The organism is Duganella paludis, assembly GCF_054461335.1.
Genome location: NZ_CM136922.1, coordinates 1,060,014 through 1,073,892, shown reverse-complemented (window position 1 = coordinate 1,073,892; position 13,879 = coordinate 1,060,014). Strand labels below are relative to the sequence as shown.

The following is a 13,879-nucleotide window of genomic DNA, read 5'->3' as shown; positions in this document are numbered from 1 at the left end:
ATATGGAAGTCATACGCACCCGCGCCCTTCGCGGCCCGAACCTGTGGAGCCACCATACTGCGGTGGAAGTCATCGTCTCGTGCCCGCCGGACCAACAATCGATCGCCGCGCTGACCGGCTTTGAGCAGCGCCTGCGCGCGCGCTTCCCCGCCGTCGGCGAACTGCACCCGACCGGCACCTCCGACGCCGTGCCGCTGTCGCGCGTGCTGGAAGTGGCGGCGCTCAGCCTGCAGGCGCAGGCCGGCTGCCCGGTCACCTTCAGCCGCACCACCGCCACGCTGGAAGAGGGCATCTACCAGACCGTGGTCGAATACACCGAGGAAGCCGTCGGCCGCCGCGCCATGGAGCAGGCGGAAAACCTGATCAACGCCGCGCTGAACGACACGCCGTTCGACCTGGCCGCCGTGCTGGAAGAATTGCGCGACCTCGATGAAGACGTGCGTCTTGGCCCGAGTACCGGCGCCATCGTCAGCGCCGCCGTGGCGCGCGACATTCCTTTCCGCCGCCTGACCGAAGGCTCGATGGTGATGTTCGGTTGGGGCTCGAAACAGCGCCGCATCCAGGCCGCCGAAATGGACAGCACCGGCGCCATCGGCGAAGCCATCGCCCAGGACAAGGAACTGACCAAGAAGCTGCTGCACGCTGCCGGCGTGCCGGTGCCTATCGGCCGTTCGGTGGAAGATGAAGCCGACGCCTGGAAAGCCGCGCAGGAAATCGGCCTGCCGGTGGTGGTCAAGCCGAAGGACGGTAACCAGGGCAAGGGCGTGACGGTCAACATCATGACCAGGGAGCACCTGGAGGCGGCCTTCCGTACCGCCAAGGAATTCCGCGACGACATCATGGTCGAGCGCTATCTGCCGGGCCACGATTACCGCCTGCTCGTCATCGGCAACAAGCTGATTGCAGCGGCGCGCCGCGACCCGCCGCATGTGGTGGGCGACGGCAAGCACACCGTGCGTGAACTGGTGGACATCGTCAATGCCGATCCTCGTCGCGGCTCCGGCCATTCGACCTCGCTGACCAAGATCCGTTTCGACGACATCGCCATAGCTCGCCTGGCGCTGCAAGACCTGAAGGCGGACTCGGTGCCGGGCCAGGGCCAGCGCGTCATCCTGCGCAACAACGCCAACCTGTCGACCGGCGGCACAGCCACCGACGTCACCGACGACGTGCACCCTGAAGTGGCGGCGCGCGCGGTGGAAGCGGCGCAAATGATCGGCCTCGATCTGTGCGGCGTGGATGTGGTGTGCGACAACGTGTTGTCGCCGATCGAAAACCAGCGCGGCGGCGTGGTGGAAGTGAACGCCGCACCGGGCCTGCGCATGCACATTGCGCCATCGTTCGGCAAAGGCCGCGCGGTGGGCGAAGCCATCGTCAACACCATGTTCGAGCCGGGTAACAACGGCCGCATTCCGGTGGTGGCGGTGACCGGCACCAACGGCAAGACCACCACCGTGCGCCTGATCGCGCACCTGCTCACGGCCAGCGGCCTGCGCACCGGCATGACCAATACCGACGGCGTCTACATCGAAGGCCGCCAGACCGACAGCGGCGACTGCAGCGGTCCGCGCAGCGCGCGCAACGTGCTGCTGCATCCCGACGTGGACGCGGCGGTGTTCGAAACGGCGCGCGGCGGCATCCTGCGCGAAGGCCTGGCCTTCGACCGCTGCCAGGTCGCGGTGGTGACCAACATCGGCATGGGCGACCACCTGGGCCTGAACTACATCACCACGGTGGAAGACCTGGCGGTGCTGAAGCGCGTGATCGTGCAGAACGTCTCGGAAAGCGGCTTCGCGGTGCTGAACGCGGTCGATCCTATCGTCGCCGGCATGGCGGCCAATTGCCGCGGCAAGGTGATCTTCTTCGGCGCCGATCGCACGCACCCCGTCATCGCCACGCATCTGGCGCAGGGTTGCCGCACCGTGTATGTGGAGAATGGCCACATCGTGGCGGCGGAAGGGCGCGAGCAGCACAGCATTCCGCTGTCGCAGGTGCCGATCACCCGCAACGGCGCCATCGGCTTCCAGGTGGAGAATGTGATGGCCTCCGTGGCCGCCGCATGGGGCGTGGGCATCAGCTGGGATTCGATCCGCCTGGGCCTGAAAACCTTCGCCAACGATTCCGACAATGCGCCGGGCCGTTTCAACGTATTCGATTACAAGGGCGCGACCGTGATCGCCGACTACGGCCACAATCCGGACGCCATCCTGGCGCTGGTGCAGGCGGTGGAAACCATGCCGGCCAAGCGCCGCGTGGTGGTGATCTCGGGTGCCGGCGACCGCCGCGACCAGGACATCACGCAGCAGACCGAGATTCTCGGCCGCGCCTTCGACGATGTGCTGCTGTACGAAGACGCTTGCCAGCGTGGTCGTGTGGATGGCGAAGTGGTGGGCTTGCTGCGTTCGGGCCTGAACGGCGCGCCGCGCACCACCCACATCGAGGAGATCTATGGCGAGTTCAAGGCCATCGATACGGCCCTGGCACGCCTGCAGGACGACGACCTGTGCCTGATCCTGATCGACCAGGTGGAGGACGCGCTGGCCCACATCGCCAAGCGTATCAAGGAAGTTTAGTGAGGTTTAGACTATGGCTATCGTTGTCATAGATTTAAATAGTTTTTCTTAATGACTCTCGTTGATTAAAATAGCCTTACGCTATTAATCAACGAGGAGTCATAGATGAAACTCACCACCGCCTCCGGCATTCCCGTCGCCGACAACCAGAATTCCCTGACCGCCGGCCCGCGCGGTCCTGTCCTGTTGCAGGACTTCCACCTGATCGAAAAGCTCCAGCACTTCAACCGTGAACGTATCCCGGAGCGCGTGGTGCACGCCAAGGGCTCGGGCGCTTACGGCACCTTCACCGTCACCCACGATATCACCCGATTCAGCAAGGCCAAGCTGTTCGCCCAGGTGGGTAAGCAGACCGAGACCTTCCTGCGCTTCTCCACCGTTGGCGGCGAGAAGGGCAGCGCCGATACCGAACGCGATCCACGCGGCTTCGCCTTGCGCTTCTATACCGAGGAAGGCAACTGGGATTTGGTCGGCAATAACACGCCGGTGTTCTTCCTCAAGGACGGCATCAAATTCCCCGACTTCATCCACACGCAAAAGCGCGACCCGCAGACCAACCTGAAATCGCCGACCATGATGTTCGATTTCTGGAGCCGCACGCCGGAAAGCCTGCACCAGGTCACCACGCTGTTCTCCAGCCGTGGCACGCCGGACGGCTATCGCCACATGCACGGCTTCGGCAGCCACACCTACAGCCTGATTAACGACGCCGGCGAACGTGTCTACGTGAAGTGGCACTTCCTGACGCAGCAAGGCATCAAGAACCTCAGTGCCGAGGAAGCCGTGCGCATCGCCGGCAGCGATCCGGATTACTCGCAGCGCGACCTGTTCAACGCCATCGCCGGCGGCGACTTCCCGCGCTGGGACGTCAAGGTGCAAATCGCCACCGAGGCCGAACTGGCCGCCTGGGAAGCGCGCACCGGCTGGAACCCGTTCGACCTGACCAAGGTGTGGCCGCACGGCGACTTCCCGCTGCAGCAGGTCGGCGTGCTGGAACTGAACCGCAATCCGGTCAACTACCACGCGGAAGTGGAGCAGGCCGCGTTGTCGCCATCGAACGTGGTGCCGGGCCTGGGCTATTCGCCGGACAAGATGCTGCAGGCACGCCTGTTCGCTTACCACGACGCGCAGCTGTACCGCGTGGGCACCAACCACCAGCACCTGCCGGTGAATGCGCCGCGCTGTCCGTTCCACAACCAGCAGCGCGACGGCGCCATGGCGACGGCCAACGGCGGCGCCTCGCAGAACTACGATCCGGTGCAGGCGGCGGGCAGCAACCCGCACGGCATGGGCCACGGTGAACCGCCGCTGGCGTTGGACGGCGCGGCCGGCCGCTACGACGGTCGCGGCAAGGAGGACGATTACACCCAGGCCGGTGACCTGTTCCGCCTGATGCCGGCCGATGAACAGCAAAACCTGTTCAACAACATTGCCGGGCCTTTGAGCCAGGTGAACGCCGAGATCATCGCCCGCCAGCTGGGCCACTTCGACCAGGCCGATCCTGCCTACGGCGCCGGCGTGCGCGCGGCCTTGAAAGCACGCGGCGTCATCGTGGGCTAAGATGGCTTACAATCTCCATGTTGCAGTGCACCGTGGAGATCTGACTTGAGCCGCAAACCCGCCGATTTCGCTACGCCGTCGTCCTCCTCTTCCGCTGCCTTGCCGGGCCAGGTCGTTCTGGTCCTGCAGGGAGGTGGCGCTCTTGGAGCCTATCAGTTGGGCGTGTACCAGGCCTTGCACGAATCGGGCATCGAGCCGGATTGGGTGATCGGCACGTCGATAGGCGCCATCAATGGCGCCATCATCGCCGGCAACGAGCCCGCGTGCCGGCTGGACCGGTTGCGCGAGTTCTGGCATCGGATGGAGCGCAACGCCTTCGGCTTCGCCACCATGCCGCGCGCCATCGCCAATGCGATCACGGTGGGGCAGGGCATACCGGCCTTCTTTGAACCTAACCTGTCTTCCTGGTGGAACCCGGAAGCGCGCGTCGGCATCGAGCATGCGTCCTATTACCAGACCACGCCTTTGCACAACACGCTGGAAGCGCTGGTCGATTTCAACTACCTCAATGACAAGCATATGCGCCTGACGGTGGGCGCGGTCAATGCGCGCACCGGTTCCATGCGCTATTTCGATAGCCGCATGGAGCCGCTGTGCGTGGAGCATGTGATGGCGTCCGGCGCGCTGCCGCCGGCGTTCCCGGCGATCCGCATCGACGGCCAGCCTTACTGGGACGGCGGCATCTATTCCAACACGCCGATCGAGGCGGTGCTGGACGACGAGCCGCGCCGCAGTTCGGTGATCTTCTCGGTGCAGGTGTGGAATCCGGACGGCAGCGAGCCGGAAAGCATTCTCGATGTGCTGGATAAGTACAAGGAGATCCAGTACGCCAGCCGCGCCAGCAATATCGCCCAGCAGCGCAAGCTGCACCGCCTGCGCCATGTGATCCGCGAGCTGGCGAAGCATCTGCCGGCCGATCAGCTGGCGCTACAGGAGGTGCGCGACCTGGCCTCGTGGGGCTGCGGCACCGACATGCACGTGGTGTCGCTGCGCGCGCCGCGCATCGGCAACGAGGACCACACCAAGGACATCGACTTCAGCGCCTCCGGCATCCGCGCGCGCTGGCAGGCCGGCTATGACGATACGCTGCGCTTCATCAAGCTGCGGCCGTGGGACCAGCCCATCGATCCTATCGAAGGCATCGCTATCCACGAGCTGCCGGAGCACTGAGCACGTCGTCGCACACCTCCAGCCACGCGCGCGCCGCGTGCGAGAGGTAGCTGCCGCGCCAGACGTGCGCCGGTTGCCATGGCAGTTCCGGGTCCACCAGCCGCACCGCGTCCAGGTGGCCGATCGCCAGCCGGTGGATGAAGGGCTCGGGCAGCAGCGCCACGCCCATGCCGGCGGAGGCCATGGCCACCAGCCAGTCCCACTGGCCGCTCTGCGCGGCGATCTGCGGTTCGAAACCGGCGTCCGCGAAGGCGGAGCGCAGCGCGCGCGTCAGGGCGAAATCATCCTTCAGCAGCACCAGCGGCGTGTTGGCCAGCGATTTCAGTTTCAGCGTGCTGCGGTTTTTCTGGAAGGTGCCGCGCGCCGCCATCGCCCAAATGGGATAGCTGGCGATCGGCGATGATTGCAGCCCTAGCTGCGGATCGGCCGGCAGCACCGTCATGCCGATTTCCAGGTCGCCTTGCACCACCTGGCGTTCGATCGCCTGGCCGGCGTCTTCCTGCAGGGTGAGGGCGATGTTGGGATGACGCTGGCGGAAGGCTTTCAGCACGGGCGTGAACAGCAGGTTGATCATCGGCGGAATGCCGACCGTCAGGTGGCCGCGTTCCAGCGCCTGCGTGTCGCGCACTTCGGTTTCCAGCTGGCGCATGGTGGCCAGCATCTCCACGCCGCGCGCGTAGACCACCCGGCCGGTGTCGGTCAGCGTCAGCGTGCGGCCGTCGCGCAGCAGCAGTTGCGCGCCGGTTTCCTGCTCCAGCTGCCGCACCATCTTGCTGATGGTCGATTGTGTGACGTGCAGGCTTTCCGCCGCCTGGGTAAAACTGTTCAGGCGGACGGTTTCGACGAAGTAGCGGAGCGAGCGCAGGTCCATGAATAAAACGACTGAAAGTTGAGAATTAAAGTCATGAAGCGACTTTTTCCTGATTCTATACTGAATCAAAGAATGAGGAGAGCAACCATGTACGAAGACCGTATCCGCCGCCCGGCGCTGATGGACAAACTGATGACCGCGCAACAGGCCGCGCTGCTGTTCAAGAGCGGCATGACCGTCGGCATGAGCGGCTTTACCCGCGCCGGCGACGCCAAGGCGCTGCCGCTGGCGCTAGTGGAGCGCGCACGCCAGTCGCCGCTGAACCTGACCCTGCTGACCGGCGCTTCGCTCGGCAACGACAGCGACGGCCTGATGGCCAACGCCGGCGTGGTCGCGCGCCGCATGCCGTTCCAGGCCGACGCCGCGCTGCGCCGCAAGATCAATTCCGGCGAGGTGATGTTCGTCGACCAGCATTTGTCGGAGACGGCCGAGCAGCTGCGTTCCGGCGACCTGAAGGCGGTCGATATCGCGGTGATCGAAGCGGTGGCGATTACGCCCGATGGCGGCATCATTCCCACCATGTCGGTCGGGAATACGGCCAACTTCGTGCAGCAGGCCGGCAAGGTGATCGTCGAGATCAACCTGAGCGCGCCGCTGGCGCTGGAAGGCTTCCACGATATTTACATACCCGGCACACGCCCGCATCGCGGCGCGATTCCGCTGCTGGCGCCCTGGCAGCGCATGGGCTGGACCTCGATCCCGGTCCATCCCGACCGCATCGCCGCCATCGTCATCACCGACAGTCCGGACAGCCCGTCGAACGCGCTGCCGCCGGACGATGAAACCGACGCCATCGCGCGCCACATCATCACCTTCCTGAAAGGCGAGGTGAAGGCAGGGCGCATGGATGCTTCGCTGCGGCCGCTGCAGGCCGGCATCGGCACCATCGCCAATGCGGTGCTGCATGGCCTGATCGATTCGCCGTTCCGCAACATGACCATGTATTCGGAGGTGCTGCAGGACAGCGCCATCGAGTTGCTCGATTCCGGCCAGCTGTCGATGGCGTCGGCGTCGTCGATCACGCTGTCGGCGGCCATGCATGAGAAGTTCATCCGCAATCTGGAGCGCTACCGCGAGCGCATCGTGCTGCGGCCGCAGGAGATCAGCAATCATCCGGAGGTGGTGCGCCGGCTCGGCATCATCGCGTTGAATACGGCGCTGGAGTACGACATCTATGGCAACGTCAACTCCACCCACGTCGGCGGCACCCATATGATGAACGGCATCGGCGGCTCGGGCGACTTTGCGCGCAACGGCCAGCTGTCGATCTTCGTCAGCAAATCGGTGGCCAAGGCTGGCGCCATTTCCAGCGTGGTGCCGTTCGTGGCCCACGTCGACCATACCGAGCACGATGTCGACGTGCTGGTGTCGGAATGGGGCCTGGCCGACCTGCGCGGCCTGGCGCCGCGTGAGCGCGCGCCGCTGATCATCGAGAACTGCGCCATCCGGATTACCGCCCGCAGCTGCGCGCCTATTTCGAGGAAGCGCTGAAGCGCGGCGGCCAGACGCCGCATGTGCTGGAGCAGGCCTTGTCGTGGCACGCCCGCTATCAACGGGAAGGAAGCATGCTGGTAAAATAAGGGCTATCGGGATACCCTTATTATTGGATCAACATGACCATCAAAATCAGCCAAAACTTCGACTCCGGCGCCATCGAAGTGCTGCGCGCCGACAGTGCAGCCACCATTGAACTGAACCTGCGCAAGGACTCGCACGCGGACATCCACCAGTGGTTCCACTTCCGCGTGCAGGGCGCGCGCGGCCAGAAGCTGAACATGCGCTTCCTGAACGCCGGCCAGGCCACCTACGCCAAGGGCTACGAGGACTACCAGGCCGTGGCCAGCTACGACACCGAGAACTGGTTCCGCGTGCCGACCACCTTCGACGGCGAGGTCATGACCATCAAGCACGCGCCCGATACCGACAGCATTTACTACGCTTACTTCGAGCCGTATTCGTTCGAGCGCCATCTGCGCCTGCTGGGCGAAGTGGGCGAGCATCCGCTGGCGCGCGTGGAAGACCTGGGCAGCACGGTCGATGGCCGCGACATGAACCTGGTCGTTATCGGCAAGCCGGAAGCGGAAAAGAAAATCTGGTTCATCGCGCGCCAGCATCCGGGCGAGTCGATGGCCGAGTGGTTCATCGAAGGCCTGATCGATTCGCTGCTGGACGACGCCAATCCGATCGCCCGCAAGCTGCTGCAGCGCTGCGTGTTCTACATCGTGCCGAACATGAATCCGGACGGCTCGGTGCGCGGCAACCTGCGCACCAACGCCGCCGGCGCCAACCTCAATCGCGAGTGGATGACGCCGACCGTCGAGCGCAGCCCGGAAGTGCTGGTCGTGAAGCAGAAGATGCACGACACCGGCATCGACATGTTCTTCGATATCCATGGCGATGAAGCGCTGCCGTACAACTTCGTGGCCGGTAACGAGATGCTGGAGAACTTCAGCGACGAGCGCCGCGCCAAGCAGCAGGCTTTCATCGATCGCTACAAGAATGCGTCGCCGGACTTCCAGGACAAGGTGGGCTATGCCGCCAGCAAGTACAAGGAAGACATGCTGACCCTGGCCTCCAAGTACGTCGGCCACCACTTCGGTTGCCTGGCGCTGACCCTGGAGATGCCTTTCAAGGACAACGCCGATCTGCCGGATGCGCATGTGGGCTGGAACGGTGCGCGCAGCGCGGCCTTGGGCGCGGCGATCCTGCAGCCTATCCTGCTGTCGTTGAACGACTACTGATCATGGGCGTTGAAATCGAGCGCAAGTTCCTGCTGCGCGGCGACGGCTGGAAGAGCCTGGGCGAGCCGGTGTTTTTTCGCCAGGGCTATCTGTCCTCGCACAAGGAGCGCGTGGTGCGCGTGCGCATCGAGGGCGAGCGGGCGGTGATGACCATCAAGGGCGCTAACAAGGGCGCCACGCGCGGCGAGTGGGAGTACGAAATCCCCGTCGCCGACGCGGCCGAGCTGCTCGACGGTTTGTGCGAGCAGCCCTTGATCGAGAAGTACCGCCGCCGCATTCCGTTCGCCGGCAATGTGTGGGAAGTGGACGAGTTCCTGGGCGCGAACGCCGGGCTGGTGGTGGCCGAGATTGAATTACAGTCGGAAGACCAGCAGTTCGACAAGCCGGACTGGGTGGCGGAGGAAGTCACGGCCGATCTGCGCTACCTCAACTCCAACCTGATTAAGCAGCCGTTCAGCACTTGGTAATGGCCCAGGATTGTCCTAAGCTGTAGGAATGGACAAAGAACGCCAAACCGCGCTTGAGGCGCGCTTCGATACGATACTGCCGACCTTGGCAACCAAGGCCGACGTCGAGTCCTTGCGCGCAGATATACACAAGTGGATGGTCGGCAGCATGATCGGTCTGTTTGTCGGCTTTGGCGGCCTTGCGGCGGCGCTCGGGCAATTGCTGAAGCCGTTGCCGCAGGCGGCGTCGGTGGTTGTGCAGGCGCCCGCAGCTCAGCCTGCGCCGACACAAGCGCAGCAACCGCTTCAGCCTATCGTGATTTACCTGACGCCGCCGGCGCCCAAATAAAAAGCCCCTTGAGGGGCTTCTGTTTTAGTGGAAGTGCTCGGTGCCGGTCGGCGTATCCTCGGGCATTTCGGCGTGCGCCAGTTCGCCTTGCGGATCGGCGAACAACGGTGCGCCGCAGTCGTCGCAGAACTCCATCACATAACGCTCGTTGTGCTTCTTGACCGTCGTCACGCCCGCCGCGTTCAGGTGCGAGACGATGTCTTCCACCGGCGTCATCGGCGTCTGCAAGGCCGTCAGCGCGCCCGGACCTTCAGGCGGCGTGCCTTCCTCGTCTTCCTGCCCGTAGAGCGGCCACACCACGCCGTAGATCACGTCCGACGACGAACGCTGGGTGAAGGCCACGCGGTATTCGTCGATCTGGCCTTCGGCGTTTTCCTCGCCGAAGCCGGCGATCACCGCGCGCAGTTCGGATGGCTCGATGGCCAGCGTATGCGTCAGGTAATGCACGGCCGCGCGGATCGAGATCGGGCGGATTTGCTTGTCGGCTTCGCGGCAGGCCATGTAATAGGCTTCCGGCAGCAGCAGCTCGACGCCGCAACCCGGCAGCAGGCGGTTGACGGTCGGCGTGGCTTGCACGCGCCATTGCTCCAGCGCCGAGGCGCGCTCGGTGGCGAAGCTGGCCTGGTGCTCCGGCATCTGCCAGCGGAACAGCGGCGCGCCGGCCGGCGCCACCACGGCGATCAGCAGGTAGCGCGTATCGGCCAGGAAGGGCGCCGTTTCAGGCACCTTGGTGTCGGCCTTCAGCGTGCTGCCCTTGATGGCGGCCTGCGCCAGCTTGTGCACCTTGCCGTAGGTTTCCACGTGGCTGCGCGGCAGCTGGTCGATCGAGAACAGGGTCGGCGACATCGCCATCTGCGTGCCATCGGCCAGCAGGTGGGCCGAGAAGTGCGCCGACAGGGTGTGCAGGATGTCCGACGGAATGGCGCCGGAGGCGATGGCGAAGCGGGTCCACGCCAGGATAGGCGCGGCCACCAGCAGCACGTCGTACGGCTTGGCGACGCCGTCGGCGGTGTCGAGGGTGATGGTGCCCGATTCGCTGACCGCTTCCACGCTGTCCATCAACACGTCATAGGCGTTCAGGTCTTCCTTGAACAGCGCATTGAGGGTGGCGTCGACGGTGTCCTGGTGGCCGGTTTTCAGGAGTTTCTGGAGCTGCGCATCGAGAGAGTGTTCCCAGGCCCGCTCTTCGATACGGCTGGCCGCTTGCCCGACAGCCTGGGCGTAGGTGGCGAGGCGCTGGCTCTCGGCAGACAATTTATGGGATGAAGCTTTAGATGGACGACGCATAGCGCAATAAGAGTCTCATAAAAGTGAAAAAAACGGATCAGTCATGCAGATCATAACCCTTATGAGCCCTATTGTAGTTGATTCGGCAAACGGACGAAAAAAACGCCGGGACTAGCCCGGCGTTTCTATCGGATTGCTTAAGGATTAAGCAGCCAGCAGCTGACGCAGTACGAACGGCAGGATGCCGCCGTGCTTGTAGTAGTCGACTTCGATCGGGGTGTCGATACGCAGCAGAACGGTGACGTCCTGGCTGGTGCCGTCTTCACGATTGATGACCAGGGTGGCCAGCTGTTGTGGCTTGATCTCGCCTTCCAGGCCCTTCAGGTCGTAGGTTTCCTTGCCGGTGATGCCCAGCGATTCCACCGAGTCGTTGCCGATGAATTGCAGCGGCAGCACGCCCATGCCCACCAGGTTCGAGCGGTGGATGCGTTCGAACGAACGCACGATCACAGCCTTCACGCCCAGCAGCTGGGTGCCCTTGGCCGCCCAGTCGCGCGACGAGCCGGTGCCGTACTCTTCGCCACCGAACACCATGGTCGGGGTGCCAGCTGCAACGTACTTCATTGCCGCGTCGTAGATCGACAGCTGTTCGCCCGTTGGCTGGTGAATCGTGATGCCGCCTTCCACCGCCGAACCGTCGGCCTTGGCCGGGATCATCTTGTTCTTGATACGGACGTTGGCGAAGGTGCCGCGCATCATGATCTCGTGGTTGCCGCGACGCGAGCCGTAGGAGTTGAAGTCGGCTTTCTGCACGCCGTTTTCCTTCAGCCACTTGCCGGCCGGGCCGTCTTCCTTGATCGAACCCGCTGGCGAGATGTGGTCGGTGGTGATCGAGTCGCCGAACACGCCCAGCGCGCGCGCGCCGGTGATGTTCGGGTTGGTCACTTTCGGGGTCATCTCGAAGTTGTCGAAGAATGGCGGTTCGGCGATGTAGGTCGATGCCGGCCAGTTGTAGACGTTGCCTTCGGTGGTCGACACGTGTTCCCACAGCTTGCCTGGGTTGCCCTTGACGTCGGCGTAGTTCGATTTGAACACTTTCGAGTTCATGGCGAACTTCATCAGCTTGGCGATCTCTTTCGAGGTCGGCCAGATGTCGCCCAGGTACACGTCCTTGCCGTCCTTGCCCTTGCCAACCGGCTGGGTCATCAGGTCGACGGTCATGTTGCCGGCGATGGCGTAGGCCACCACCAGCGGTGGCGACGCCAGGAAGTTCGAGCGGATGTTCGGGTGAATCCGCGCTTCGAAGTTACGGTTACCGGACAGCACGGCCGAAGCGACGATGTCGTTCGAGGTGATGGCGGCGTTCAGTTCCGGGGTCAGGTCGCCGGCGTTACCGATGCAGGTGGTGCAGCCGTAAGCGGTGACGCCGAAGCCCAGTTGCTCCAGGTATGGCAGCAGGCCGGCGGCGGTCAGGTACTCGGTGACCACGCGGGAGCCAGGCGCCAGCGAGGACTTGATGTGCGGAGCGACGGTCAGGCCGGCTTCGACCGCTTTCTTGGCCAGCAGGCCGGCGGCCAGCAGCACGCTCGGGTTCGAGGTGTTGGTGCACGAGGTGATCGCGGCGATCAGCACGTCGCCGTTCTTCACGTTCACGCCGTTGGTGGTGGTGTAGGTGGTATTCAGGTCTTCCGGCTTTTTGTTGAAGCCGTTGTCCGTGGTCGGTTTCGAGAACAATTCGGTGAAGTTGGCCTTCACGTTGCCGATTTCGATACGGTCCTGCGGACGCTTAGGACCGGCCAGCGATGGCGTCACGGTCGACAGGTTCAGTTCCAGCACGCGGGTGAAGTCGATGTCGCCGACTTTTGGAATGCCGTACATGCCCTGGGCCTTGAAGTAGGCCTGGAACGCGGCGATTTCGTCCTTGGTGCGGCCGGTGCCTTCGAAGTATTCGATGGTGGCATCGTCGACCGGGAAGAAGCCCATGGTCGCGCCGTATTCAGGCGCCATGTTGGCGATGGTGGCGCGGTCGGTGACCGACAGGGTCTCGGTGCCTTCGCCGAAGAACTCGACGAACTTGCCCACGACCTTGGCTTTACGCAGCATTTCGGTGATGGTCAGTACCAGATCGGTTGCGGTGCAGCCTTCGCGCAGCACGCCGGTCAGGTTGACGCCGATGACGTCCGGGGTCAGGAAGTAGACCGGCTGGCCCAGCATGCCGGCTTCCGCCTCGATGCCGCCCACGCCCCAGCCGACCACGCCGATGCCGTTGATCATGGTGGTGTGCGAGTCGGTGCCGACCAGCGAATCAGGGTAGTAGACGCCGCTGCCGTCCTTGTGGACGCCGCGCGCCAGATATTCCAGGTTGACCTGGTGGACGATGCCGAAGCCTGGTGGCACCACGCCGAAGGTGTCGAAGGCTTGCATGCCCCACTTCATGAACTGGTAGCGCTCGTTGTTGCGCGAGAATTCCAGCTTCATGTTCAGGTCCAGCGCCTTCGGCTCGCGGAAGTGGTCGATGGTGACCGAGTGGTCGACCACCAGGTCGACCGGCACCAGCGGTTCGATTTTCTTGGCGTTGACGCCCATCTTGTAGGCGACGTTGCGCATCGCGGCCAGGTCGGCCAGCAGCGGCACGCCGGTGAAGTCTTGCAGCACCACGCGGGCCACGACGAAAGGAATCTCGTCGGTGCGCTCGCCGGTCGGCGCCCAGTTGGCGACCTGCTTGACGTGCTCTTCGGTGACTTTCTTGCCGTCGACGTTACGCAGAACCGATTCCAGCACTACACGGATCGATACCGGCAGGCGGGAGATTTTGGTGCCCAGGCTCTTTTCCAGGGCTGGCAGCGAGTAGAACTTCGCCTTCTTACCCGAAATGTTGAATTCCTTAAGCGTGTTCAGAGTGTTGCGGGACATGACCTCTCCTTCAGGTGGGTATCGTCTAT

9 protein-coding genes and 1 pseudogene are annotated in these 13,879 nt (G+C 63.8%); 7 read left to right on the top strand and 3 right to left on the bottom strand.

The window, feature by feature from the left end; genetic code table 11:
• Window positions 1-2: 2 nt before the first annotated feature.
• The 3 genes from cphA to ACXZ1M_RS04845 all read left to right on the top strand — a co-directional run bounded on the left by cphA (window position 3) and on the right by ACXZ1M_RS04845 (window position 5,303).
• A complete protein-coding gene (gene cphA / locus ACXZ1M_RS04855; RefSeq protein ID WP_459052062.1) occupies window positions 3-2,573 on the top strand; it encodes a cyanophycin synthetase in 2,571 nt (856 codons plus the stop codon).
• A gap of 105 nt (window positions 2,574-2,678) precedes the next feature.
• Complete coding sequence (locus ACXZ1M_RS04850; RefSeq protein WP_459052061.1) at window positions 2,679-4,133, top strand: catalase; 1,455 nt, start codon at window positions 2,679-2,681, stop codon at window positions 4,131-4,133.
• Between the two features lie 45 nt (window positions 4,134-4,178).
• A complete protein-coding gene (locus ACXZ1M_RS04845) occupies window positions 4,179-5,303 on the top strand; it encodes a patatin-like phospholipase family protein (protein ID WP_459052060.1) in 1,125 nt (374 codons plus the stop codon).
• Here ACXZ1M_RS04845 and ACXZ1M_RS04840 read toward each other — a convergent pair.
• Window positions 5,278-6,174, bottom strand: coding sequence for a LysR substrate-binding domain-containing protein (locus ACXZ1M_RS04840; protein WP_459052059.1), 897 nt, complete (start codon window positions 6,172-6,174; stop codon window positions 5,278-5,280). The genes ACXZ1M_RS04845 and ACXZ1M_RS04840 overlap by 26 nt on opposite strands.
• Before the next feature lie 87 nt (window positions 6,175-6,261).
• Between ACXZ1M_RS04840 and ACXZ1M_RS04835 the strand changes: the two are divergent.
• The 4 genes and pseudogenes from ACXZ1M_RS04835 to ACXZ1M_RS04820 all read left to right on the top strand — a co-directional run bounded on the left by ACXZ1M_RS04835 (window position 6,262) and on the right by ACXZ1M_RS04820 (window position 9,710).
• Window positions 6,262-7,754 (top strand): annotated as a pseudogene (locus tag ACXZ1M_RS04835) (acetyl-CoA hydrolase/transferase family protein).
• A 33-nt stretch (window positions 7,755-7,787) separates the two neighbouring features.
• Window positions 7,788-8,915: a M14 family metallopeptidase gene (locus ACXZ1M_RS04830; RefSeq protein ID WP_459052058.1), complete on the top strand. Its 1,128-nt coding sequence runs from the start codon at window positions 7,788-7,790 to the stop codon at window positions 8,913-8,915.
• A gap of 2 nt (window positions 8,916-8,917) precedes the next feature.
• Complete coding sequence (locus tag ACXZ1M_RS04825) at window positions 8,918-9,382, top strand: CYTH domain-containing protein (RefSeq protein WP_459052057.1); 465 nt, start codon at window positions 8,918-8,920, stop codon at window positions 9,380-9,382.
• 28 nt (window positions 9,383-9,410) lie between these two features.
• A complete protein-coding gene (locus tag ACXZ1M_RS04820) occupies window positions 9,411-9,710 on the top strand; it encodes a hypothetical protein (RefSeq protein WP_459052056.1) in 300 nt (99 codons plus the stop codon).
• Window positions 9,711-9,734: 24 nt separating this feature from the next.
• On the opposite strand, the gene ACXZ1M_RS04815 is transcribed toward ACXZ1M_RS04820, so the two are convergent.
• Together ACXZ1M_RS04815 and acnA are read right to left on the bottom strand one after the other, a co-directional pair.
• A complete protein-coding gene (locus tag ACXZ1M_RS04815; protein WP_459052055.1) occupies window positions 9,735-10,997 on the bottom strand; it encodes a DUF2863 family protein in 1,263 nt (420 codons plus the stop codon).
• A gap of 144 nt (window positions 10,998-11,141) precedes the next feature.
• A complete protein-coding gene (acnA, locus tag ACXZ1M_RS04810; RefSeq protein WP_459052054.1) occupies window positions 11,142-13,850 on the bottom strand; it encodes an aconitate hydratase AcnA in 2,709 nt (902 codons plus the stop codon).
• Window positions 13,851-13,879: the final 29 nt, after the last annotated feature.